The sequence below is a fragment of the Pseudomonas sp. GW823-FHT02C02 genome, assembly GCF_058797635.1.
This window is the reverse complement of the sequence record NZ_JBXAJV010000016.1, coordinates 68,667-93,001: the sequence shown is the minus strand read 5'-3', so window position 1 is coordinate 93,001 and position 24,335 is coordinate 68,667. Positions and strand designations below refer to the sequence as shown.

Here is a 24,335-nt window from a genome sequence, read left to right as displayed (position 1 = left end):
GGGCCCGTCCAAGCATGAGGCTAAGTCCCAGTCTCCGCGGCAGGTGTCAGATCATCCGATTGGCCAGGTGGACTACCCTTTTCGGAAGTCTTTGACGCATCCACCTCGACCTTTTTGAAGACCACTTCGCCACGCTCTTTGTCGTAACCCAACTCGACACTGTCGCCGGCTTTCAGCTTGCCAGCGAGCATTTCCTTCGCAAGCCGCGTTTCGACGGTCTGGCGAATCTGACGTTTCAACTCGCGCGCGCCAAACTCTGGCTGATAACCAACGTCCGCCAGATGATCAATGAGTGAGCCATCAACTTTCACTGTAATGTTCTGTGCAGCTGCGGTTCGAATGACCCGATCAAGCTGAATGTTCACAATCGATCGGATGTTGTCACGGGTAAGGGCATGAAACACGATGATGTCATCAATACGGTTCAGGAATTCGGGACGAAAATGCCCTTTCAAGACTCCCATCAATTCATTACGTAACGCTTTTTCCGTAAGGCGTTCATCTTCAGGGCGCTCGAGATTCTCCATGATGATGGGAGAGCCCAGGTTACTGGTGGCAATGATGATCGTATTGCTGAAGTCCACAACACGTCCCTTGCCGTCCGTGAGACGCCCATCGTCGAATACCTGAAGCAATACGTTGCTCACATCGGGATGCGCCTTCTCGATCTCGTCGAGCAGAATCACACTGTAGGGCTTGCGGCGGACACGCTCTGTCAACTGACCGCCCTCGTCGTATCCCACATAACCGGGTGGCGCACCGATCAACCGAGCAACTGCATGACGCTCCATGTACTCCGACATATCAATACGAATGATCGATTGCTCGTCACCAAACACCGTTTCCGCCAACGCTTTGGCAAGTTCAGTTTTGCCGACGCCCGTAGGGCCAAGAAAGAGAAACGTGGCAATAGGTCTGTTGGCTTGGCCAAGACCGGCCCTAGACAACCGAACGGCATCGCTGACTGCGAGCACAGCATCTTCCTGCCCGACCAGCCGATCACGCAACGTCTCTTCCATATTCAACAATTTTTGACGCTCTTCTTGCGTAAGCTCGGTCACAGGAATACCGGTGAGACGGGACAGCACCTCGGCAATTGACTCCAGGGTCACCTCAAGGGTTTCGGAACCTGTCTTGCGCTCCCAGGCTTCTGTTTCCTCTCCCAGTTGCGCTTGTTTTTGACCAATGCGTTCTTCAAAGCCTTTGGATTCATCAAAACGTTTACGGGAGGATGCATAATCCTGTTCACGTTTAAGTTGCGTAATCTCGGCTTCCAGCTCCTGGATGCTGGCCGGCCTTGACGAGGAACTGATTCGAACGCGGGCCGCGGCCTGATCGATTAGGTCTATGGCTTTATCCGGCAAATAGCGCGAGGTGATGTAACGATCCGACAGCTCTGCTGCCGCCACAAATGCTTCATCGGCGAATGTGACTTGATGGTGAGCCTCAAGCTTGTCGCGCAGCCCACGCAGGATAATGATGGTCTGTTCTACGGTGGGTTCGGATATCAGCACAGGCTGAAAACGTCGTTCAAGCGCTGCGTCTTTTTCGATGTGCTTTTGATACTCATTGAGTGTCGTCGCACCGATCAAGCTAAGCTCTCCGCGTGCCAATGCGGGTTTGAGTACGTTGGCAATATCGAGGCCGCCCTCCTCACCACCCTGCCCCGCGCCAACGATCGTATGTAACTCGTCGATGAACAGTATAAGCTCCGAGCTTTTTGCGGCGACTTCATCAAGCAGTTGCTTGGCTCGCTCCTCAAATTCACCACGATATTTAGAGCCCGCAACCATTGAGTTCAGATTGACTTCAACAAGCCGCCTGCCACGCAGAATCTCAGGGACATCGCCCTTTACTATTCGTTGTGCAAGCCCTTCAACGATGGCTGTTTTACCGACGCCAGGTTCGCCGATAAGAACCGGATTGTTCTTTCTGCGCCGCGCCAGCACCTCGATGGTATTTTCGATTTCCTGCGCGCGCCCCAGTACGGGATCGAGTTTGCCCTCACGAGCCAGTGACGTCAGGTCGCGACCGAACTTGTCGAGTGTCGGTGTTCCCGTCGGGGTGTCGACTCGCCCATCCTCAGCCCCCTTACCCACCACCTTGACCACCTTCTGCCGCAAGGCTTCAGGCGTTACGCCGTATTTTTTAAGCAATGTCCCGGCGATACTTTCTGGTACAGAGGCAAGCCCGATCAACAAATGCTCTGGGCCAACGTACGAATGTCCTAAATCACGAGATGCCTGGAACGCAAAATTGAAAGCTTTCTTTAACCGTGGCGAAATGCTCATCTGGTCCACCGGGGCCTGGGCCTCCGCTGTGCCCCTCTGAGCATGTTGATCGATGTAGCCTTTGATCTCGTCCGGAGAAAGCTTCAGCTCCTTAAGCAACGCCGTACCCACATCGGTATCCGCAAGCACATACAACAAATGCTCAGTATCGAGCTCGCTACGGTTGAGCTCATGGGCTTTCTCACCCGCGCGTTGCAGGATTTCCAGCGTCTGGGAACTGAATGCATCGGTTGCATCGACAGATTCTCGAGGCACTTGCGCAGAGAGCCTGAAGTCATCACCCGCTTGATCCTTTGCTCCGCCCATGCTGTCGAAAAAGCGGGACACACCCCCGCCCAGTAGAGAGTCGAATGGATTCAACATGCTTTGATGGCGTAAGAGTTGACGGTAATCGTGGTCGCAAATGGACATTGTCCTGGCTTGGCCATTTTGCGATACGGTCACTCGCGCTACAGCGGGTCTCGCATTACATATTTCACAGAGAGTAGCCATGATGAGTTGTCTCCAAAGATGGATAACACGGACTCATTCGGATGGATCTACGTCCCCGTAAACGATGCTCAAGACATAGGGGCATGAGATCCGCAATACGCTGAGATTGCTCAGGAAGACGATTACGTTGGAGGGAATGGCAGTCTCGGCAGACTACGCCATCCAATAACGATAGTCGGATCTCATCCAAACACGCTATGGGCGACCCAGGATACCGACGAACGACGTCTGATAAATTCGTGCTCAAAAATACCGCCAGTCGTAAACCACCAACTCATCAGCAAATGAGGCTATGGAATCACCAGCGTGATCGAGCAACGATTCGATGTCGGAATTCGCAGGGGCGAATCGATCAGCAAGGACATGATTGCGGTTCGCACCAAAACCATCGGATAAAAAAACCGCCGAAAATGACAGCAAAAGAACGAGCGCGCGAGATCTTGCCTGCACTGGAGGAAACGGAGAACGCGTTCAGCGATTACGGCAAGCGCCAACAACGACTATAGTCAATGGTGCGTCAGAGCGAATCCAGCCTTTCCGCTACCAACCTGGCCTCAATCCAATACCGCGAAGGCACGGATGATCTCCTCGTGCTTCTTGATGCGGATCGTGAACGTCTCGCAACCGAAGACACTTAGGCTCAGGCCTCGAACGAGGTGTATCGAGGCATCGTCGCCATTTATAAATCACTTGGCGGTGGATGGAGTTATCCCCCCGGGCAAGTCGTATCCCGCTGAGCAGACCCCAACCGCCCATCTATAAGGGCTCAAGCCATGCACACTTCAGAATTGGATGATGCGAAAGAAACGAATGGCGACCTGGTTCAGGGGCCGCTGCCGGCCGGCACTGTCGCGCCCGACTTCACTCTGTACGCAACCCCTGATCAGCAGTTGTCCCTGCGCGAGCTAAAGGGAAATCCCGTGATACTGGCGTTTTATCCCGCAGACTGGACTTCGGTTTGTGGCGACCAACTGACCTTGTACAACCAGTTGCTACCCACATTCAGAGAATACGGTGCGACGCTACTGGGTATCTCGGTTGACAGCGCTTGGTGTCATCAGGCCTTTTCCAAAGATCGGAATTTTCACTTCAGCCTGCTCGCCGATTTCGAGCCCAAAGGGGCTGTGGCGCGACAGTATGGAGCGTACGACTCCCACCTGGGAGTTTGTAAGCGGGCGTTGTTCGTGATTGACAAGGAGGGAGTGATCGCCTGGAGCTACGTCTCACCAATGGCAATCAATCCGGGGGCGGACGGCATTCTGGATGCGCTGGATGCTCTGGCGAATTCATCACAAAGCACGCCAACCTAAAATTAACAGGTGATCCCATGGCCACTCTCAAAGTCCCGGTAAGTGCCAGCGACCATCGCCAGGGAAGTGCGCATGCCAAGGTCACACTGGTGGAATTTGGCGACTATCAATGTCCCTATTGCGCTGAAGCGTATTGGATAGTCAAGAATCTGCAACAGCATTTTCGCGATGATTTGCTGTTCGTGTTCCGTAATTTTCCACTGACCACTGCTCACCCGCATGCGATGGCTGCAGCTGTCACCGCTGAGTTTGCCGGGAGTCGAGGATTCTTCTGGGAGGCGCACGACGAATTGTATGAAAATCAGGATCGATTGGGCCTGCCGCTGTTTCGGGCCATCGCTCTAAAACATGGCCTCTCCGACGAAGAACTCTATCTTGCCATGCAAGACGGTACCTACGTACCCAAAATAAAATCCGATTTTAATGGCGGCGTACGGAGCGGCGTGAATGGCACCCCAGCGTTTTACATTGACGGGCTTCGCTATGACGGGGCTCCAGAGTTCACCGAGATGAGTCAGATGATTGAGCTTTCGTTAGTGAGTTGACGAAATCGCTAGATAGTGAAATCGCTTGGCATCACCCACACCGTAGCCGAGGGCGAACGTGCCCCATTGCGCACGCGCACCAGGTGTGCATTCGATAATATTTCAATACGGGAGATTGAGGAATCCACGGTGCTGCCAACGATAAGCATCGCTCGTAAAGCAGCGGCACGAAAATATCAGCCCAGCGAACCGAGGACATAAAAAATGGCGATGTTAATTTTTGACAGCTCGGAAGATTCCATAGTCGAGGCGCGTGTCCTGGTCGAGGCGCTGAATGAATGGTTGGCGGAACAGCAGCCCAGTTGCCCGCTAAGGTCCGCCCGTGCGCAATGTTGCTATCGGCCCGATGGCACGCTGGATTCTGTATTGACCGTACTAACAGACGTGGTGGTGGACTAGGTCAGGTGTTGCACTCAGTTTTTGCGACCGTCCCCAAGGTTGACGCCTATACCCGTCCACCCGTTCGCTTATCCGTTAGTTTCCTTCTACATTAAAGAGGTGCACACGGAGCCAGCAGCGAATGAAATCTTTGAAGTATTATGAAAAAAATCGACACGCCACATGGTTAGAGTTGTTTTTTGACCTGATTTTTGTTGTTGCAATTGGCAAGGTTACGCATACTCTTGGACATCTTCATCACGGCCACTTTGAACAGGAGCAATTATGGACATTTTTACTGCTTTTTGTTCCATTATGGTGGATCTGGTCCAGCCACACGATTTACTCAAATAGGTTTGATACAGACAGTAACCTTCACCGCTTGGCAACATTATTTTTAATGTTGCTGCTCATTGTGCTGTCTGCACGGATTGGGGAAGAATTGGAAGTAAACTATGCGCTTGTCATTGCCTGCTATTTTGGTATACGTGCCATCATCAGTATTATGTACATTTCGTCCATAAATAAATTCGATCACCGTAGCGAATTCTCCTCCAGGCTTGGCTTCGCCCTGTTAGTTAGCGCAGTTGTTAGTCTTTCATCCATTCTTTTTGACCCACCTATGCGTTACTTTGTCGCTTACATTGGGATTTTACTTGACATTCTGCTCCCTCTATTTTCTTGGGGTAAGCTAAAGCCATTGCCCGCACATACAGAACACTTGGTTGAACGACTAGGTTTACTCACCCTCATCTTATTGGGCGAGTCGGTAATTAGCCTTTCTGGAGGGTTATCTGACATTCAATGGGATCGTTATAATGTGATGGCGGCAATCACCGGATTTATCATGATTTGCAGTATCTGGTGGATCTATTTTGATAGCTTTTACCTACTGAGCAAAAATGAAAGTAGTATGAGTGGACACTCCTTAATCTACTCGCACCTTTTTCTATTTATGGGGCTAGCACTTCTCGCAAATTTGATCAGGCATGCGATCTTGAATGACATTGCGATGCGCGATTTCCAGATTACGTCAATCATCGGCATGGCTTTATTTTTCTTAGGCAAGCAATATGGCTACTTCATAGCGGTACCTAAAATAAGGAAATACATACTACAAAACACCTTGATCGTGTTTTCTCTAGGTGGGTTGGTTATATTCCTACCCCGCGTCGAGTACATATTGGTCGGCCTGACAGCAACCATGATCTGCTATGTTTTCCTAAATTTCAGGTATCGTTGAATCTTTATAATTAAGCCATATCACGGGTGGATCAGCTATCCGCGCGCACCAAAGACTCAGCAGCTGATTGTCGAGGACTGGCGCACTGCGGATCGTGCCGAATGTGGTTAGCTGTTCAAGCCCTTCACCCAGTCGCTATACATCCCTACCAACGAGAAGCGGGTGGTCGCCTGGTAAAGCACGGGGGGGGGGAACACCGCGCGGCGGGAGGCCCGCGCCAAGCGGCAAAAACCTAATCAAAGAAGGCCAGGGTGCGAACTTCGATACTCTCGCGCGGCGGGGCTCCCGGCGGCGTATTGGGGTCTTTGAAGGCGGTATGGGGCGTGAAGCGGGCACGGCCGTCGTGACGTGAGTCATACCCCTTGATCAGCAAGACTTCGTCACGGGGCATGTCCGGAAAATAGTACCAGCGCTGTTGCGGATTGTAGGCCAGGTGGTAGATCTCACCGATACGATCCGGATAGACCAAGTCGGTGGCCAGCAGGTCATTGGAGTCAAGCGTCGAGGCGTCCAGCACGGCCAGCGGCGAGCGCTTGACGGGCCCGCTCATCGGGCGCCAGAGGTTAATCTGGGCCACCGACACCAGTGCGGCGGCCTGATCCAGGCCCAGCACGTCGCGAATACGCTCAGGACCCGAGCGCTCGGTGTAGTCATTATGCACACGGCTGGCTGGGCCGCGAATATCCCGCCCCTCGGCGTCGCTGCGCCTGGTGTGGTCGAAGATGACGACCCGGCTCGCGCCCGTCAGCTCCTTGATCAAGGCCTTGACCTCGTCATAGTAGACGCTTTCCACCAAGGCATCGTCGTAGAGGTCGTCGACCACCGTATCCCGCCGATGGAGCTCAAACCCCTGCTTGTCCAGAGACAGGCTGCCTGCCAACGGACGACCGTTGTGTATCGTGACCTCGCGCTCCTCCTGCTCGGCAAAGTAGTGCGGTTCACTGTCACCGGTCAGAGCCTCGGTATGCACATAGGGCTTCGCATCGTGCTTGACCAGGTAGGTAAGTGTCGTGATGACGCTAGCGGGCGTATCAGTTGTGTGCTTCAAGTACCACCTCCCGGTCTGCTGACCGCTTCCGGCGTGGTGTCACCGTGGCGGATCTGTAACTTGTACGTAGTCACCTTCCCGCTCAATCGTATGCCTTCGAATGGACACTATCAAATGCAGCCCGAGGTGCATGGCACCCGACCGGTAGAAAAGGACCACTCTTACCTCGGCATCGACGACCAGCTTGACCATGACTGGCGTGTCGCACTCCGGGTCTGCGCCGATCATGAGCATCCGATATCCCGGCCCGCCCGTTACAATCGTTTGTCTGCCATAACGGGTTCGGACGTTGGTTAAATCAAAGTTCCCGTACCACTATCTAGAGAAGCGGAATGCTATAACTCACAAAAATACGATTCTGATCTACGTTACGAGATGCTTCGCTGTTGGACTTGCCGTTACGCCAGCCGAACCCGACGCCTTTTAGCGCTCCCGACTGAAGGACGTAGTCCAGGCTAATGTCTCTTTCCCATTCCTTTTGGTTGGTGCCTGACGTCGTTTTAATGTTACCGCCAGAGAGGTACATGACCGAGCCTTTTAGGCCAGGGACACCCAGAGCGGCGAAGTCGTAAGCATACTGACCGAAAGCTGTGCGCTCGCCTGCGCGGGTGAAGGTTTGGATCAGGCGGTCTGTATACAGATACAGGCTTGCTCCACCGGCGCCCTTGTCTACCAGGCTACCCTGACTGAGTTGAGTGAAGTTGCTGCCATCCGACACACTTTGGTACCCCGCAGTAATCGCGTGGCCACCCAGTGTGTAAATCAACGCGGCACTCCAGGTACGGTTGTCGATTTCTCCATCACCGTTTTTGGTGTAGCCACTAACTCTGTAGCCTGACGTACCGGAGCTATTTGCACCTGACGAGTCAGTTTTGAAGTAGCGCAGGTCGGTTTTTAGGGACTGATTGTCCGAGATGGCAAGGGTGTGAATCAATCCCAAAAAATGCTGCGTATAGTAGTTATCGAGGCCGGCGTAGTAGTACTGAGCTGTCAGATCCTTGGTGACTTTCCAATCGCCCCCGGCGAAGTCAAACTGATTGCTTTCACGCGTACCACCAGTAACGGCCAGCCCCGTCTGATCGCTCGAACCACGTCCTATTGCATGTTCGATCCGACCTCCAGTCAAGGTCAGGCTATTGAGCTCGCTCGAGGTGATTTGAACGCCCTCGAAGGTTTGCGGAAGCACGCGCCCATCGTTGGCGACCAGAATTGGGAGTTTCGGAATCAAGGTGCCGTAGCGAAGTTCAGTTTTCGACATTTTGACTTTTCCGGTCAGCCCCAGCCTGCTCCACTCGTCGACGGCACGGTTGTCACTGTCAGAAGGCATCATGCTGCTGCCGACATGCCGTCCTTTGCCGCTGTCCAGGGTAACCCCCAGCAACCCCAAGCCATCGACACCAAAGCCAACCATGCCATCGGTATAGCCCGATTTGAAGTCCAACATGAAACCCTGCGCCCATTCTTCGGTTTTGGAAGGTGCGGCGACGCCATCGCGGTTGTCGTTATTGAAGTAGAAGTTTCTCATTCCCAAGGTGGCTTTGCTATCACTCAGGAAGTCCGCATGCACCTGGGCACTCAGGGTAATACTAAGAAACACCGAACTTGCAGTTATTGTTTTTCCACTCATTTATATAGCGCTCCATTTGTTATTTTAAAGTAATAGAAGCAACGCAAGATTTTCAGGTGCGCGTTTTTTTATTATTCTTAACATCCTGCTGAAAACGAGAAATCGACGATGCCTCACCCCTCCTGCATCAAGTTAATATTGTTAATGCAAGTTCCAAAGTCGCTCATCGAACCTGTTTCTGTTATGCAACGCGATAGCGATAGAGCGGATTGTGTGAGAAAGGCGCAGGGAGTGCCTTGCCTAGGGAAATGGAGTTCTGCGTTGCAGTCTGAAAATTTATCTTATCGTCTGAATTTCAGGATTGGGGCCGGACCCAATTGTCGGTCGAGTACCCAAAGGCTCAGCGGGCTGACCTGACGACTGTCCTCTATAGCAACCCGCGGCGCGCCGATCACGACGCCCAAGGCCCAGACTGCGGTGTAATCATCTGCGACAGGTACCGAGACGGACGACGAACATGGCGGTTCCCCCGCAATGCCGCCTACGCTTGTTGGATGGTCCCCATGCTTTTGCTCAGGCGATGTATCGGGTTGGAACGATCTGATTTATTTTGACCGCCCGCTCAATGCCAATCCGGACCTGCCCGCGCGTATCGCCAGCAACTGGCCCCTCACTCCGGTCGACCCGACCAGCATGTACGGCGCAACGGGCAAAGATTGCACCCACTACCCCACCTGTCGTTCCCAAGCGACCGATGCCGCAGCACCTCTGGAAACAGGGGCGCTGTTCACGTTCTCCCCATTGAGGAAGATTAGTATGTATCGGCCGAGCACGATTCCTTATCAGGAGCATCGAGGGTTCAGCCGAACCTTCACTCCGGGTCATTTGAGCCTGGGATTGTTCTTTCCTTTGGAGGCCTTCGATGGGGACACTCCGAGCATGCTCAACCAGGTCGCATTGGCCAAACGAGCCGAGGAGCTGGGCTTTTGCGCGCTCTGGTTTCGCGATGTGCCTCTTCGCGACCCTGGCTTCGGCGATGTCGGCCAAGTCTTCGACCCTTGGGTTTACCTGGGCTATATAGCCGCTCATACGTCAGAGATAACGCTTGGCACCGCATCCATTGCCATCCCTTTACACCATCCACTGCACACGGCCAAGGCGTCAGCCAGCATCGATCAGTTGAGCGCAGGTCGCTTGATTCTGGGGGTAGCTTCCGGCGATCGCCCTGTGGAATTTTCGGCTTTTGGCGTCGATGCCGAAAGGCGCGGAGACATCTTTCGAGAGTACTACGAGGTGATTCGCAGAGCCCACAGCACCAGCTTTGAACCCATCCGCTGGAGCGGTGGTGAGCTGCGGGGCGCAGACCTCATTCCGAAACCCACAACCCAAGTGATTCCAATGCTCGTAACCGGGCATAGCCGCCAGTCACTGGATTGGATAGCGCGCGAAAGCACCGGATGGATCAACTATCCACGCCAACCGAACATGCAGCGACTGATCGTGGAAGATTGGCGGCTGGAGGTCATGAAGCAATGTGGTTCCGTCTATAAGCCCTTCGCTCAGTCGCTATACATCGACCTCGCTGAGAACCCGTCAACGCCGCCCACTCGTATTCATTTGGGGTTCAGGCTTGGACGCGACCACCTCCGGGGTTTGCTGGAGGTGCTTCAGGAAATCGGGGTGGACCACGTTATCCTGAATCTCAAATACAGTAAGCGCCCTGCTGCGCAAGTTATTGAGGAGCTGGGCACTCACATCGTTCCGCAATTCGGAGTACAGCCTCGTTCCGAAGCGAACTGAAACCAATACGTTACTGGACGGATTCATCGTCAACTCTGCGACATAAAAAATGGCAGTGATGCCGCAGGCGGTTCAGAGGCCCGCAAGCGAGCCCGCCCGAGGAGTGAAGTCAGAAACCTTCTAGAACGATCTTGCCCCGGGCCTTGCCGCTCTCGACCAGCGCATGGGCACGACGCATGTTGGCCGCATTAATCGCACCGAAGTGCTCGCCCACAGTGGTCTGCAGAACACCTTGGTCAATCAGAGCGCTGACGTGCTGCCCTCTCGGCTCGGTAATGTCACCGCGTTCCGAGAGAACTTGCATAACCAGGGCCGTGGAGGTGAGTACAAAACCCGCTGCGCAGACAAATGACACCTGCCAAGGGAATCCAAAAGCCATGCCGACAAAAGTGAGCAGAACAGCACAGACCACCACCTGCAGGCTGCCCAGCCCAAAGATCTGCCGACGCAGATCCCATAGGTGCGAGGGTTTCATCTCCAGTCCAATCACAAAAAGAAACATCGCAACACCCAGCTCGGCCACCTCAATGATGGTGTGGGGGTTATTGATCAGTTGCAGTCCGAAGGGGCCAATGATCAGCCCCGCCGCCAGGTAACCGACCACTGAGCCGAGCCCGATGCGTTTGAGCAGCGGCACTGCGACCACGGCGGCGGCAAGCAAAGTGACGACAGCAAATAATTGTCCGACGTTGCCTTCAGCGGCCATAGCATTGACCCTCATCCCACATCAGGACCGGTAATGCGTCCACGGCCAGGCGTGTTGAGCAGAGCTTTCAAGCTGAGCGCTCAGTTCCGCAAACTCTTCAGGACTAAGCACAGCATCTGGAGCGTTCTCCAAGAACTTTCTGCGGTAGGAATGGCACCTGAAGTGTAGTGCAGCACACCGGCATCGTTTGAAAGGGTGACAAAAAATTCAGTTGCTTCTCCCCGTCCGTACCGTAAAGGGCCGGCTAACAATCCTTTCATTTATATCGAGCGCGCAGGCTTGGCTTGAATCTTTGGCCAGGTACTTTGGCCACGATATTAACCTTAAATATAAGTGTTTTAATTGGCCCTCATCAAATCCATCTGATACGGCTTTTTTTTGATCACCTGAGCCTTTTTCGTCAACCAACAGTCTATAAAGTGCATGCCCGATGTTCTTTAAAACAACAAAAAGCAGCCAACTCGTTTTGGCGCTTGGGCACACTGACGCGCTCAAGAATCCAGACCATCCCAGGATCAAAAATAGAACCCTGTTTTATCAGAACAAACGGGACAAATAACAATTCATTTGATTTGGAGATGGTGTCGTGCGAAAGCTTGGCTTGGGCTTCCTGGTAACTGGCGTTTTTGGGCAACTATCAGCACTACTATGGACCTACACGTCCACAGGACAAACTTGTCAAAATAACGTCGACAATTCATACATCCAGCAAAAAGTGACAAAGTTCGAACAACTATTCGATGACACCGCAAATAAAGTTGCGGCAGAGCTCAGTGCAAAAGATTCCGACGGGCTCGCGCACCTTGCGAAAAACGAATCCCGCATACCCGACTCAACGGAGGCTGAGGCCGTACAGTTTTTGATGGAAAAGCCAGATGAAACTACAGTACTTACGCTGCCTTCATTGCCCACACAGGCACACAAATGGACAATTATTCTAAGCGGTCTGATTGCTTTCACCGGCCTGCTCTTGGCACTCTTCGCTCGTAAAAAAACCATTCATACGCAATGGCATGTCTTTCGTACCATTCCAGGCTCGCTAATCACGCTGGAATGCCCGTGCTTGACATGCGGCGGCTATATTATCCACCCTAAAAAAGAAGCTTCAAGCACGCCTTCATCCGGCGTTTGGGTGGTCGAAATTGCATTGAACACACCCAGTCGCCACCGCGCAGTAAAAGCCATTCAGCAGCTGGAGTTGCCGGTAGCGCGTAAAGAAAACAACTTTGTCGTCATCGGCCCGTATAAACAAAAGCAGGACGCGGCTCGCGTCGTGAAAGAGTTGAGTGAACGTCATGGCGTTCGAGGATGGATGATGGCAGGAAATTGACACAGTCCGATTTATCGCTGGGCCGACCTCGAACAACCAGCTACTTATTGCATTCCACAAGAGAGCATTCATGATCGCAAAAGAACTTAGAGCCGAACTCGCCCTGAAAAAGTTTCTGGACGCCAACTTATGCATCCAACTTGAACTCAGCAAGCTGAACTACAGCCTCGCTGAATACTGTGGGCTCTCGCCGGAAGAATATCGCCTTAAATTTCTGAAAGAAGCATTTGAAGCAGAAGCCGACGCGCACGGCTGCGATTGCTGGGACTTCATCCTGCAGTGGGTGGCCGAAACCAAGGAAGAACTTGAGTTGATGCGCGAAGAGCGCATGAAAGAGATTTATGACTTTCTGGACAATTAACAAGTGTTACAACTTACGTAATCTATAAAAGCCGTCAGCTTCAAGATGAAAGACTAACTTCATCGGCGGGAGTATTGCCCAATACCCCCGCCCTCCTCTCGGTTCAAACCGTCGCATAACAATCCACTACACGCCGATACTGGCTGGGAGAAGCTCCGATGTGCTGGCGGAAAAACCGTGTGAAATGACCTTGCTCGGAGAACCCGAGGTTCTCCGACAACAGGCCCAACGTTCCACTGCGCTCACGCTCCAGCCAGGTAAAAGCCCGGCGCATGCGCGCGTCGTTCAGCAGCAAGGTCGGGGTCATGCCGGTATCTTTCTTGAACAGCGCAAAGAAGTGCGCCCGAGACAGTCCACAAGCCCGCGCGGCGTTGTCGATCGGGTTCGGATCATCGAGGTGCTCAAGCAACCAGGCGGTGCCACGGCGCACGCGCGCGTCCCGGAACTCACCTGAGTTCGGCGCACCCAGCATCGACAAATGCCGCCAACTGGAAAAGTCCTCGATCAGTTCGATCAGGAAGTCGAACAGCATGAATTCCATGCGTTCTTTCGGCACGATCCCGCAGCCATGCGCTTCGGCGACCAGGATGTCGGCCAAGGTGCGATTACGACTCGACAGCTCGATGCACGACCGGGCAAAAAAGTCCGGCCGACCGCTGAGCGCCAGCGACTGCTGGGCAGTGGCTAGCCAGGCGGGCTCGATGTAGAGCGCAAGGATCAGGGTGGCACCGGCGCCCGGCTGCGGATCGTAGAAATGCGGCTCCCAGGCGTTGACCAGCACCGCCGTGCGATCGCTGAGCGGAACCCGCCGACCGTTGACGTTGAAGTAAGTATCTTCACCGGACACTTTAACCAGGACATGGCATTCGGAATGGGTGTGGGTGACCAGCGAACGATCCATATTCAGCAAGGCGACCCGTCCAAACCTGCCGTGGAAAACCCGTTGGGCAATCGACATCAGATTCCTCCGCTCGCTAGAAGCGATATTGTTACCGACCACAATGCATATCATCGGGGCGTCTATCTATTTCTCAACCCCGACGGTCACTCAATGGTTCAGCAACACGTGGCTGGCCACTATCGCGCGCGAATGACCGAGCGTCTACCTCGACTTTCGCAGCCCCCACACTCGTCGGAAAAACCGCCTTACAAGGCATGGCGTTCTTTCCCGTGATAAACGCGCAGGATATCGGCCACCACCGCCAGAGCGATTTCCGCCGGGGCCTTGCTGCCCAGATCCAGGCCGATGGGCATGTGCAAACGGGCAATCTGTTCATCCGTCAGACCACCGATGCGTTTGAGCCGCTCGGCGCGCTTGGCCGAGGTTGCCTGAGAACCCATGGCACCGATGTAAAACGCCGGGGTGTGGACCGCTTCCATCAGCGCCAGATCATCGATTCGCGGATCGTGAGTCAGCGCCACCACCGCGGTCGCCGCATGGCAACCTCCGGCGGCAATGAACATTGAGGGCAGCACACGTTGCATCTCCACACCTTCGAGATGTATATGCAGCATCTCTTCCCGGGGATCGCAGGCGATGACTTCGCAGCCGATGGCACGGGCAAAACCGGCGCAGACTTCAGCGACCGGCGAGAGCCCTGCCAGAATCAGTCGTAACGCCGGGCCAACGCTGATACGCACCTTTTCGTCGACGACTTGCACCCGCTCGCTGCCGTGTCCGGTGTCCGGGTCCAGGCGCAAGGCACCGCTGCTCAGCTCGACGTGACGCATCAGACGGCGCTGGCCGAGCAACGCCGCTTGCAGACTCTCCAGGTGGGCGATCCATTCGAGACTGGCAGCGCGGTGCTCGACCAGCACGATCAGCACGCCACCACAGGGCAATCGCAGACGGTGGCGTTGCTCGACGCTGTCGCCATAACTGACGATCTGCGCCGGTTCGCGTAACTCACCGCGCGCCAGACTTTCGAGAAACTCCTCCTCGACGCAGCCACCCGACAGCGAGCCGACGTGTTCGCCTGTGCCATTGGTCACCAGCATCGCACCCGGCGCACGCGGCGCCGAGCCATAGGTGGAGAGCACTGTGCACAGCCACTGGGCCTGCCCGGCGCGAGCCCATTGCAGTGCCTGGTCGATCACCTGAACATCGAGATGACGCATGTTTTCTATACCTCAAGCAAAGCGTGGTACTGCATGCTGGGTTACGTTTACGGTAACCTGCGAGCAACCTTGTTCAATCGTTGATTCAACATGTCGCCACAACAATTTTTGCAACTTGGGCCGCTGCGCCTGGAATATCGCCAACTGCCTGCGGCTGACCCGTCGCGACCAACGTTTGTGCTGTTGCACGAAGGCCTCGGCAGCGCCGAACAATGGAAAGACTTCCCCCTGCGCCTGGCCCAGGTCAGCGGCTGCGGTGTGGTCACTTACAGCCGTCAGGGTTATGGGCAATCGAGCCCGGTAACCCTGCCGCGGCCGCTGAACTACCTGAGCAGCGACGGCCCTCGTGAACTGCGGCAATTGCTCGATGCCTTGCAACTGCCGCAAGTGGTCTTGCTCGGTCACAGTGACGGCGCATCCATCGTCCTTGCCTATGCCGCTACCGACGATCCACGGGTGTTGGGCAGCATTGCACTGGCGCCTCACGTGATTGTCGAGGCTGAGAGCCTCGATGGCATTCGCCATACCACCGAGGTCTGGCATCAGGGCGAATTGCGCGAACGCCTGGCACGCCACCACGGGACCAATGTCGATGGTGCTTTTCACGGTTGGAGCGACAGTTGGTTGCATCCGGACTTTTCCCTGGACGATCTCGAAGCGCAGTTGGCTTGTATCGAAAAGCCGCTGCTGGTCATTCAGGGTCGTGAAGACCACTACGCCACGCCCGAGCAACTGGTGGTCATCCAGCGACAGGTGCCTGGACCGTGCCGCTGTGTGTTGCTGGATAACTGTCGGCACTTTCCCCAGACCGAAGCGCCCGAGCAGACCTTGCAGCTGATCTGCGAATTCCTGGAGCACCTCCCCGCCTTTACTTGAAATTGCCTTGGGTTTCTGGAATCACCAGGCTGCCAATCAGGTAGATCACCGACAGACCGACGGCGAAGAACGCCAGTACCATGGGGATCTGCGCGGGGCTGCTGCTGACCAGAGACACAAAGGTCGGCATGGTTCCGCCGAGGGCGAAACCGATGTTCCAGGACAACCCGGTGCCGCTGGCTCGCAGCTCGGTGGCAAAGCGTTCGTTGAGGAAGATCAGAATCGGCGCGATGATCGCCCCGCCCATGAAGCCTATGCCCATGCAATACAGCGCAGTGCGGGTCAGCGAACCCGGGTCGGCTACCCCAAGGAACATCATCGGCAGGCCCACCAGGTTGATCACACCCAGCAGCATGAAGGTCTTCTTGCGACCGATCAGGTCACTCAGGTAACCGAAGGCCAGTGCTCCGACAATGGTTGCCACCGACCCATACATGAGTAGCTGCGAAGTCTGCGTATGAGGCACTTTGGCGACCACATTGAGCAATGTCGGCAGATACCCGCAGGCCAGGTAATACGTGGCACCGCCGCCGAATGTAATCAGCAGATTGACCAGCATCACGGCGCGGTACTCGCGACCGAACAGACGCTTGAGTGGCGACACGACCACTACCGCCGGCCCCTTGGTTTTGCGGGCTTGTTGCAGTTGCCGCCAGACCGGGCTTTCATCCAGGTAACGGAACATCACCAGTCCGAAAAATGTGCTGAGCAGGCCGCAGAAGAACATGAAGCGCCAGCCCCAGACGTCAAATTCCTCCCCGGGAAAGATCTCAGACAACACCAGATAAGTGAATGACGCCAACAGCGCGCCCATGCCGGCACCAGCGCCACCGATCAACCCGGACATCAAGCCGCGATAGCGCGGCGAGATGGATTCGGTGCCGATGGTGTGAGTGGAGGCAACGATGCCGCCCACGAAAATGCCCTGAATTACACGCAATAACAGGAACAGTATCGGGGCCAATATGCCGACCTGGTGAATGGTCGGCAACGCACCAAACAGTGCCGTGGAAATACCGACGCCGACCATCGATACCATCAGCGCACGCTTGCGACCGTGTTTGTCGGCATACGCGCCGAAGATCGCCGAGCCCAGCGGACGTACCAGCAAGGCCACGGCGAACGAGGCGTACACGGCGGCCAGCGACAGTGTCGGGGTATCCGAGGGGAAGAACAGGCGGCCGATGATCGGCGCCACGTAGAGCAGAATGAACAGGTCAAACAGATCCAGCGCCCAGCCGAACGTCGAGGCAAATGCCGCGAGCAAAGCCTTGCCCGGTGGAATCTGCGGTGTATCGATAGCGGAGCTGGCGGGTGATGCAGTTATTGTTGTTGTCGTAGTCATGGTTGCCTCACACAAACGGTGAATCGAAACGTTCTGCATCCCGGTGCGCGGGTTGCGAGTAATCAGCAGGTCAGCGGTGATACCTTGATGTGCCCTTTTCAGTTGCATTGAAGGGGCGGCAGACCCTGTTCCGTGAGGCGTACGCTGTTACCAACATACTCCCGGGCCCGCTCGCCGGTACGATTTACTCGCCGATAAACACGGCCTCACGCTTGCTGTGAAACGCTTCAACGCCTTCCTTGAAGTCCTTGGAGCTACGCAGGCGGCTGTAGCAGTGACCTTCCATTTCGATCGCGACGGTCAGCGGCGCATCTTCGTTGTCGTTGATCAGTTTTTTCGCCGTGCGCTGAGCCAGCGGCGAGAAGCGACGCAGTTCGTCGACCAACGCATCGACGGTGCTTTCCAGTTCGGTATCCGGCACGACCTCGGTCGCGATACCCCAGGCATAGGCCTGGTCGCCGGTGATGCGTTTGGCGCGCATCACCATGTGCTTGGTGCGGGTGATGCCGATGATTTTCTGCAGGCGCGCGGAGCCACCCGAGCCGGGGATCTGTCCCAGGTTCTGCTCTGGCAAGGCGTAGCGAGTGGTCTGGGAAGCAATGCGGAAATCGCAGGCCAAAGACAGTTCGAAACCGACGCCAAAGGTGTAGCCACGGTTGGCAACGATCACCGGTTTTTCGCAACGAGCCGGTGCCGCGACGTTCCAGGCCAGCTTGGACACGTGCTCCGGCGACGCTTCGAGGAAGCCCTTGATGTCGCCACCGCTGGAGAAGTGTTCACCCACCGAGCGCAGCACGATGACGCGCACACCTTTGTGTGCATCGAGGGCTTCGAAGACCAGGCGCAGTTCATCACGCTGCCCCATGGAAATGACGTTCAGCGGTGCCCGGTTGAGGATGATGTCGGCGCGCTCGCGGGACACATCGACTTCAACCTGGAAGCCATCGAACTGAGTGTCGAGAAATTGCTGGATCGCTTGCTGTTGCATGAGAGTGTCCTCTGGATGATTAGCTGATGGCCTTCAAGGCCTGTTCCTGAAATTGCGCCAGCAGCACGCGCCGCAGCACCTTGCCCACTGGAGATTTGGGAATCTGGTCGATGAACTGGTAACGCCGTGGCCGCTTGAATTTGGCCAGGCCCGAAGCGATGCAATGGGCATCGAGGTCGCCTTCCGAGACCTCGGCGCGCAGCTTGATAAACGCGGCAATGATCTTTCCCCACTGCTCGTCGGGCAGACCGACCACCACTACTTCTTCCACTGCCGGGTGCAGAGAGAGCATGTTTTCGATTTCTGCCGGGCTGACGTTTTCGCCGCCGGTGATGATCAAGTCATCGACACGACCCGTGACGAACAGATCGCCCTCCAGATCGAAGTAGCCGATGTCACCGGTGAAATACCATCCGTCACGCAATGCCTTGGCGGTCGCTTCGGGGCGGTTCAGGTAGCCTTCGAACGCCTCGTCACTCGCCAGGTCGGCGATGATCTGGCCCTCCTCCAATGGGTTGACCTGCACGTCTGCCGTTTCAGCATCGATTGGCACCACGCGCACGCGCTGGTTCATTGCACTGCGCCCTGACGAACCGGGTTTGCGGCTGGCTTGCTGGTCGATGGTGAAGGTGTAGATCTCCGAGCTGCCGTAATGATTGACGAACAATTTCGGCTGGAACGCCTGCTCGACGCGACGCATCAAACCGTCGCTCATCGGTGCACCGGCAAAGCCGATTTTCTCCACACTGGCGACTCGCTCGCGAGCAAAGGCCGGGTGTTCGATGAGCATGTGGTAGAGCGTCGGCACCAGGTACAGGTTGCTGACCTTTTCCCGCTCGATGGCATGCAGCGTGGCTTCCACGTCAAACTTCGGCACACAGACGAAATGTCCGTCGATCAGCGCCATGGACAACAACGAACGTACGCCCATGGTGTGGTAAAGCGGCATGACGCCCAGCGTGCACTCGCCCTGGCGGTAAAGGTTTTGCGCTACGTGGGCAACCGCAGCAGCGCGTTCGCTACGGTGCCGACGGGGCACGCCCTTGGGCTTGCTGGTGGTTCCGGAGGTGTACAGCAGCAGTGAAAAGTCTTCGGCGTCGGCCTGCAAAATCATGCCGGAGGGGGTCTGCGAACACAGTTCCTCGAAACTCAGGTCGGTGTTGGCGGCACGGAGTCCGGTGGCGATCCGTGGCAACCTTGTGGCGGCGCTGCAACTGGCCACAGCGGTCACGGTTGCGTCGTCGTAAGCCACTGCACGGATTTGCGCATCTTCGATGCAGTAGCCCAGTTCCTCGGCCGTCGAACGCCAGTTCAACGGGGTCATGACGATGCCCGCGAACTGACAGGCCCAATGCAGGGTTGCCATCTGCCATCGGTTTTGCATCACTACCAGCAGTCGGTCACCGCGTTGCAGCCCAAGGCATTGCAAGCCCCAGGCGGCACTCTGGATATCGACGAACCATTCTTCATAGGTTTTCTTCAACGCACCGTCACTGACCGCCACGGCGTGCGGCCGGCGTTCAACGGCAGCGAGGAAACTGCGTCCGAGATCGAACATTTTTGTTATACCCCTTTGTTCGTTTGGCGCTGGGCAGCGACTTCGAGCACGGCCTGGACGATGCCGGTGTAGCCGGTGCAGCGACATAGATGCCCCGAAAGCATGTCGCGTACCTGGGTCTCGTCCGGGTCGGGTACCCGTTCGAGGAAGTCCACGCAGGACATGAGAATGCCCGCAGTGCAAAAGCCGCACTGCAAGGCGTGATGTCGGCGAAAGGCTTGTTGCAGGTCGCTCAGTGTGTCGTCGTCAGCCAGGGACTCGACGGTCTCGATACGCCGCTCGTGCCCCTGTACCGCGAGCATCAGGCAGGAACGCATGGCGACGCCGTCCACCAGCACCGTGCAGGCACCGCAGACACCATGTTCGCATCCGACATGGACACCGGTGGCACCGAGGTCGTGGCGCAGGAAGTCGCAGAGTTGGGTCCGCGGCTCAGCCAGGGCTTCGCGGGAGCGGCCATTGAGTTCCAGGCGAATCGGAAAGGTTTGGTCGGCAGTTACACGCATATTCAGACTCCTTCGATCAGCTGATGACCCAGCTCGCGAATCAGTTGGCGGCGATAGGCAGCGCTGGCCTGCACATCGTCTTGTGCGTCGAGCGACCAGGCGGTTTGATTGAGCGCGTCCGGCAGCCCCGCACCGCGAGGCAGACTGCGACGTTGCGGACGGTCAGCGACCCCGCCGATGCCGAGTTCGACCTGGTCCGTGCCGATGGCCGCGGCCAGGGAGACAATTGCAAAGTCGCCGTGGCGCATGGCGATCTCGCGGAAGCGATAGGTAATGCCTTCGCGCTTGAGCGGAAAACGCACCTCGACAACCAGTTCATCCGCACGCTTGTCGGTGGTGAGAATGCCTTGGAAGAAATCGGCAGCCTTGACGATGCGCTTACCTTTTTTCGACTCGAGAACGATCTCACCGCCCAGCGTCACCAGGCACAGCGGTAACTCGGCGCTGGGGTCGGCGTGAGCCACCGAACCGCAGACAGTGCCGCGATTACGGGTCTGGAAGTGACCGATCCAGGGCATCGCCAGTGCCAATAAAGGCACCTCGTCCATCAGGGTCGAACGCGCGAGCAACTGTGCCTGCCGTACCCCGGCACCTACCGCCAGGCAATCCTTGCGCAGTTCGATATAGGCCAGCTCAGCCACATGATTGATATCGATCAGCAACTTGGGTTGAGCCAGGCGCATGTTCAGCACCGCCATCAGCGATTGGCCACCGGCGATGATGCGAGCTTCCTGGCCGTACTCGGCGAGCAACTCAACCACCTGACGACGGGTATCAGCCCGAACGTAATCGAAAGCAGCCGGTTTCATTGCGCACCTCCCTTGCCAAACAGCGCGCCAAGCGAGGCACGCAATCGCGCCCACCAGCCGGTGGAGATGGCTTGGCCGCTGACCCGTTGTGACAGGCGAGTAAATATTTGTCCGATGATCACTTTCGAGGCCCCTTGCAGCATTCGGCCGCCGACCGCGGCGACTTTGCCGCTGACCGCCACCTGGTATTGGTATTCCAGGCGTGTGTGGCCGTTTTCCAGTTCAACGAAACGCACCTTGGCCTGCCCCTGGGCCGACCCCATCGAGCTGCTGCCGGAACCGGACAGACGCAATGAATGCGGCGGGTCCAGATCACTCAGGGCAACCTTGGCCTCGAAGCGCGCACGGATCATGCCGACGCCGACAGTGACGTCTGCGCGGTAACGGTTTTCGCCTTCAAGCACGAGGTCGTGGCAACCGGGAATGATCGCCGCAAGCGTCTGCGGGTCGAGCAAGGTGTCGAAGACCTGTTGCGGCGAAGCAGGAATCACCACAGAGTCGTTGGCCCGCAGTGCCGGTCCACCGGCAGGTACTGCGTCGAGGTTTTCATCGGGCTCCATACCGGCGGGCCGTGGTGGCTCGTCGATGCCGATGAGCGTGCGTACTTTCGAGGGCGTCAGTGGCAGACGGATGTCCGATCGACCGAGGGCGTCGGCCACCGCGTTGGCGATGCACACCGGCGTGCTCATGTTGTTGCCCTCGCCCACACCCTTGGCGCCCAGTGGGGTGAATGGCGATGGCGTTTCCATGTGCAGGATCATCGGTTCGATCACTTCCGGTGCGGTCGGCACCAGATAATCAGCGAAGGTCCCGGAGAGGAAGCTGCCGTCCTCGCCATAGGCGAACTCTTCCATCAGCGCCGCGCCGAGGCCTTGGGTGAAGCCGCCACGAATCTGGCCATCGACCAGTGCCGGGTTGAGCAGGCGGCCGGCGTCATGGCAGGTGACGTAGCGGTCGATGTGGATCTCGCCGGTCATGCGGTCGATTTCCAGACCGCAGATGTCGAAGACAAAGCCGTAGCACAGCGAGCTGTTGACCTGATCCTTGTCGTCCGGTGCCTCCAATTGCGGCGGGCTCCAGAAGGCGGTTTCACGCAGACCGCCGTTTTCCCCTTCCGGCAGCAGGCCCGGCGACCAGTGGGTCGCACCGGCAATCCGATGAAATGGCGCTACCGCCCCGCCATTGACCACGAATATCTTGCCGCCGGCGAAACGAATATCTTCGGGACTGGCCTGCAATTGCTCGGCGGCAATCGCGGCGAGGCGATCGCGGATCTTCAGCGCGGCTTTGTAAACGGCACCGGCCACAGCGCCGGCGAAGCGGCTGGAATAGTTGCCCGAGGCAATCGACCAGGCGTCCTTCTGGGTGTCCAGCTCGACGTTGACCACGATGGATTCCAGCGCAACCCCAAGCACTTCGGCGACGACTTGAGCGACGGTGGTTTGATGGCCCTGCCCTTGCGGTGCCGAGGACACATGCACACTGACGTCACCCAACGGGCCGACGTTGATGGTTGCGGTGGCGACAGCGCCGTTTTTCGGACCGGCCTTGCGCCGCTCTTCGGGTGTCATCGCAGTGGTGATGTATCCCATGTTGGAAATCGACGGTTCAATGACGGCGGCATAACCAATGCCATAGATTCGGCCTTCGGCACGCGCCTGATCACGACGTTTGAGCAACTCGTCGAGACCGCCATCAGCCGCCGCCAAGGCAATGCCAGCCTGGTAGTTGCCGGAATCGAGCAACGCACCGGCGGCCGCGCGATACGGGAAGGCATCGGCCGGCACCAGGTTGCGGCGGATCACGTCCAATGGATCAAGCTTTAACTGCACGGCGATGTGTTGCAGCAGCCGTTCAAGGGCGAAATACACCTGTGGGCCACCGAAACCACGGTTCAGGCCGGAAGGGGTTTTGTTGGTCAGCACCACTCGGTTGCGCACTTGCAAATTGCGGATCGCGTAGGCACCCGTCAGGTTGCCGTGCATGCGGTAGAAAGTCGCCGGTTCAGGCGCTCTCAGGTAGGCACCACAATCGTCGATCTGGTCATAACGCAAAGCGGTGATACGGCCATCCGCTTCTACCGCTGCTTCAATTTCGGTCACCCGATTGGTCGCCGAAGAAGCCCCCTGAAGATGTTCCAGACGGTCCTCGACCCACTTCACCGGTGCACCGACCTTGCGTGACGCCAGCCCCATCATTACCACGTAAGGGAAAACCCCTTGCTTGATGCCAAAGCTGCCGCCGGAATCTTTCGGTGTACGCAAACGGAGGCGGTTGCCGGGTACATTCAGTGCCCGGGCCATGACCGTGTGCAACGCATAGGGACCCTGAAAATTGGCCAGCACGTCATAAATGCCGGTGGCGCGCTCGTACTGAGCCAGCACCACATAGCATTCAATGGGTGTGCAGGAACTGCGCGGAAACTTTACTTTGAGCGAGACCTTGTGCGGCGCCTGCTCGAAGGCCTGCTCCGGTTCGCCATAACGAAAGTGTCGTTCGTTGACCACGTTGCTGCCGACGGCTTCGTGCAGGATCGGCGCCTGTTCAGCGGTGGCCAGTTCCGGGTCGATGATCGGCGGCAGCGCCTCGTATTCAACGCGTACACCTTCGATCGCGTCCTCGGCCAGATAGCGGCTCTCGGCGATCACCACGGCCACCGGCTCTCCGACATAACGTACCTTGTCGACGGCGACGCACCAGTGCTCCATCGGCTGCCGCACACCCACCGGGAACGGCAGCGCCCAGCGTTTGACGTCTTCGCCGACCAGCACGCCGTGCACGCCTTTCATCAGCAGCGCACGGGAAAAGTCCACCGAGGTGATCCGCGCATGAGCGTGGGGTGAACGGATGATCGCCGCGTGTAGCGTACCCGGAGGGATCGCAGCGTCATCGGCATAACAGCCGAGGCCGCGCAACAATGCGGCGTCCTCGACACGGGTCTGACGGGCGCCGATGTGGCTGGTCGGGCTTTCGGTAGCAGGCTGGAAAGTAGTCATTTTTTTCGCGGCTCTTGTTGTTGTGCAGCGCGATAGCGTTAGAGCCGAGTGTGTGAGAAAGGCGCGGG

Annotated in this window: 19 protein-coding genes and 3 pseudogenes; 9 read left to right on the top strand and 13 right to left on the bottom strand. The window is 56.6% G+C overall.

Going from position 1 to position 24,335, the window contains the following annotated elements; all coding sequences use genetic code 11:
* Positions 1–20: 20 nt before the first annotated feature.
* On the bottom strand, positions 21–2,786 hold the full coding sequence (locus AC1ROI_RS25175; protein ID WP_371857862.1) for an ATP-dependent Clp protease ATP-binding subunit: 2,766 nt from the start codon (positions 2,784–2,786) through the stop codon (positions 21–23).
* Between the two features lie 428 nt (positions 2,787–3,214).
* Between AC1ROI_RS25175 and AC1ROI_RS25170 the strand changes: the two are divergent.
* The 5 genes and pseudogenes from AC1ROI_RS25170 to AC1ROI_RS25150 all read left to right on the top strand — a co-directional run.
* Positions 3,215–3,520 (top strand): annotated as a pseudogene (locus AC1ROI_RS25170) (TolC family protein); the annotation flags it as partial.
* Positions 3,521–3,556: 36 nt separating this feature from the next.
* Positions 3,557–4,093, top strand: coding sequence for a redoxin domain-containing protein (locus AC1ROI_RS25165; RefSeq protein WP_102593882.1), 537 nt, complete (start codon positions 3,557–3,559; stop codon positions 4,091–4,093).
* Between the two features lie 17 nt (positions 4,094–4,110).
* The gene (locus AC1ROI_RS25160) at positions 4,111–4,638 is read left to right on the top strand and encodes a DsbA family protein (protein WP_010459441.1); all 528 of its coding nucleotides are present in this window, start codon (positions 4,111–4,113) and stop codon (positions 4,636–4,638) included.
* A gap of 204 nt (positions 4,639–4,842) precedes the next feature.
* A complete protein-coding gene (locus AC1ROI_RS25155) occupies positions 4,843–5,037 on the top strand; it encodes a hypothetical protein (protein WP_010459439.1) in 195 nt (64 codons plus the stop codon).
* Between the two features lie 121 nt (positions 5,038–5,158).
* A complete protein-coding gene (locus AC1ROI_RS25150; protein ID WP_010459437.1) occupies positions 5,159–6,259 on the top strand; it encodes a low temperature requirement protein A in 1,101 nt (366 codons plus the stop codon).
* A gap of 232 nt (positions 6,260–6,491) precedes the next feature.
* On the opposite strand, the gene AC1ROI_RS25145 is transcribed toward AC1ROI_RS25150, so the two are convergent.
* Complete coding sequence (locus AC1ROI_RS25145; protein WP_102593881.1) at positions 6,492–7,307, bottom strand: CmcJ/NvfI family oxidoreductase; 816 nt, start codon at positions 7,305–7,307, stop codon at positions 6,492–6,494.
* Positions 7,308–7,626: 319 nt separating this feature from the next.
* A complete protein-coding gene (locus AC1ROI_RS25140; RefSeq protein ID WP_010459430.1) occupies positions 7,627–8,934 on the bottom strand; it encodes an OprD family porin in 1,308 nt (435 codons plus the stop codon).
* A 756-nt stretch (positions 8,935–9,690) separates the two neighbouring features.
* Between AC1ROI_RS25140 and AC1ROI_RS25135 the strand changes: the two genes are divergently transcribed.
* Positions 9,691–10,674 carry an LLM class oxidoreductase gene (locus AC1ROI_RS25135; protein WP_010459427.1) on the top strand — a complete coding sequence of 328 codons (984 nt, stop codon included), beginning with the start codon at positions 9,691–9,693 and terminating at the stop codon, positions 10,672–10,674.
* A gap of 109 nt (positions 10,675–10,783) precedes the next feature.
* Here the strand turns inward: AC1ROI_RS25135 and AC1ROI_RS25130 are convergent.
* Together AC1ROI_RS25130 and AC1ROI_RS25125 are read right to left on the bottom strand one after the other, a co-directional pair.
* Positions 10,784–10,933: pseudogene (locus AC1ROI_RS25130) on the bottom strand (zinc-binding dehydrogenase); the annotation flags it as partial.
* A 6-nt stretch (positions 10,934–10,939) separates the two neighbouring features.
* Positions 10,940–11,380, bottom strand: a pseudogene (locus AC1ROI_RS25125) (cation:proton antiporter domain-containing protein); the annotation flags it as partial.
* Positions 11,381–11,966: 586 nt separating this feature from the next.
* Here AC1ROI_RS25125 and AC1ROI_RS25120 point away from each other — a divergent pair.
* Together AC1ROI_RS25120 and AC1ROI_RS25115 are read left to right on the top strand one after the other, a co-directional pair.
* Positions 11,967–12,710, top strand: a complete 744-nt coding sequence (locus AC1ROI_RS25120) for an SPOR domain-containing protein (protein WP_077750320.1) — start codon at positions 11,967–11,969, stop codon at positions 12,708–12,710.
* Between the two features lie 70 nt (positions 12,711–12,780).
* Entirely contained in the window at positions 12,781–13,071 is a 291-nt protein-coding gene (locus AC1ROI_RS25115; protein ID WP_077750319.1) for a DUF6388 family protein, read from the top strand.
* A 103-nt stretch (positions 13,072–13,174) separates the two neighbouring features.
* Here the strand turns inward: AC1ROI_RS25115 and AC1ROI_RS25110 are convergent, their stop codons facing one another.
* Positions 13,175–14,029, bottom strand: a complete 855-nt coding sequence (locus AC1ROI_RS25110) for a helix-turn-helix transcriptional regulator (protein ID WP_077750318.1) — start codon at positions 14,027–14,029, stop codon at positions 13,175–13,177.
* Positions 14,030–14,217: 188 nt separating this feature from the next.
* Entirely contained in the window at positions 14,218–15,189 is a 972-nt protein-coding gene (locus tag AC1ROI_RS25105; RefSeq protein WP_077750317.1) for an XdhC family protein, read from the bottom strand.
* A 90-nt stretch (positions 15,190–15,279) separates the two neighbouring features.
* On the opposite strand from AC1ROI_RS25105, the gene AC1ROI_RS25100 reads away from it, so the two are divergent.
* Complete coding sequence (locus AC1ROI_RS25100; protein WP_102593880.1) at positions 15,280–16,065, top strand: alpha/beta fold hydrolase; 786 nt, start codon at positions 15,280–15,282, stop codon at positions 16,063–16,065.
* Here AC1ROI_RS25100 and AC1ROI_RS25095 read toward each other — a convergent pair.
* The 6 genes from AC1ROI_RS25095 to AC1ROI_RS25070 all read right to left on the bottom strand — a co-directional run bounded on the left by AC1ROI_RS25095 (position 16,058) and on the right by AC1ROI_RS25070 (position 24,267).
* Positions 16,058–17,410 carry an MFS transporter gene (locus AC1ROI_RS25095; protein ID WP_102593894.1) on the bottom strand — a complete coding sequence of 451 codons (1,353 nt, stop codon included), beginning with the start codon at positions 17,408–17,410 and terminating at the stop codon, positions 16,058–16,060. The genes AC1ROI_RS25100 and AC1ROI_RS25095 overlap by 8 nt on opposite strands.
* A gap of 184 nt (positions 17,411–17,594) precedes the next feature.
* A complete protein-coding gene (locus AC1ROI_RS25090; RefSeq protein WP_084321440.1) occupies positions 17,595–18,398 on the bottom strand; it encodes an enoyl-CoA hydratase/isomerase family protein in 804 nt (267 codons plus the stop codon).
* A 19-nt stretch (positions 18,399–18,417) separates the two neighbouring features.
* Positions 18,418–19,956, bottom strand: coding sequence for an AMP-binding protein (locus AC1ROI_RS25085; RefSeq protein WP_102593879.1), 1,539 nt, complete (start codon positions 19,954–19,956; stop codon positions 18,418–18,420).
* A gap of 5 nt (positions 19,957–19,961) precedes the next feature.
* Complete coding sequence (locus AC1ROI_RS25080; protein ID WP_084321443.1) at positions 19,962–20,462, bottom strand: (2Fe-2S)-binding protein; 501 nt, start codon at positions 20,460–20,462, stop codon at positions 19,962–19,964.
* Between the two features lie 2 nt (positions 20,463–20,464).
* On the bottom strand, positions 20,465–21,271 hold the full coding sequence (locus tag AC1ROI_RS25075) for an FAD binding domain-containing protein (protein WP_102593878.1): 807 nt from the start codon (positions 21,269–21,271) through the stop codon (positions 20,465–20,467).
* Complete coding sequence (locus AC1ROI_RS25070) at positions 21,268–24,267, bottom strand: xanthine dehydrogenase family protein molybdopterin-binding subunit (RefSeq protein WP_102593877.1); 3,000 nt, start codon at positions 24,265–24,267, stop codon at positions 21,268–21,270. Before AC1ROI_RS25070 ends, AC1ROI_RS25075 begins: the two co-directional genes overlap by 4 nt.
* Positions 24,268–24,335 lie beyond the last annotated feature (68 nt).